At 57.4% G+C, this 605-nt stretch carries 1 pseudogene; it reads right to left on the bottom strand.

The window, feature by feature from the left end:
• Nucleotides 1–41: 41 nt before the first annotated feature.
• Nucleotides 42–605: pseudogene (locus tag LXM94_RS25990) on the bottom strand (ATP-binding protein); the annotation flags it as partial.

Raw genomic sequence — 605 nt, 5'->3', positions numbered from 1 at the left:
ACATTCAGAGAACTCGTATGCCCGAAATACCCTGCTCAGCATCAGCCGCGCCAGATGGGGTCTCCTTGCCGCTTACGAACTATCCGCAGGAGCTTGGCCACTTCGTTGAAGCTGCTAGGATCGAGTGAATTCAGCCAAGTCGTCGGGAACGGCAATGCGGCCGTTGGACTGAATAGGGAGCGCACACGGGCATGAGCTGTGTCGGGACGGTCGGACCGACGTGGACCGAAGTAGCGATGTGGGCCATAGCCAAGTACAAGACCGGCCGGCCCGGATGCACCTTGAATCTTGCGGAGTGCGGCGTCGAAGGTGAATATGGTGGATCGGCCGGACAAACGGAAATCAATGCGGACAACTGCATCCTCCGGCGACAGTTGGTCAAAGCGCGGTCCGTTCTCAGCGCTAAGCAACTCGGTAGGTTCGATCTTAAGCCGCTTCGCTTCGCTCGGACCGATTAGCGCAAGGGCAATTCCCTGGAGAATACTTGATTTCCCGACGGCGTTTTCGCCTAGGAGCATAAGACACGGGGTGAACCGCGCCGGGTTTGCCGGAGACCCCAACTCGTGAGAAGTAGGGTCTATGACAAGCAAGACGACGAACAAATT

The organism is Rhizobium alarense, assembly GCF_021555155.1.
GTDB classification, from domain to species: domain Bacteria; phylum Pseudomonadota; class Alphaproteobacteria; order Rhizobiales; family Rhizobiaceae; genus Rhizobium_D; species Rhizobium_D alarense.
The sequence above is the reverse complement of the archived record's forward strand: the minus strand, read 5'-3'. Positions and strand labels throughout refer to the sequence as shown.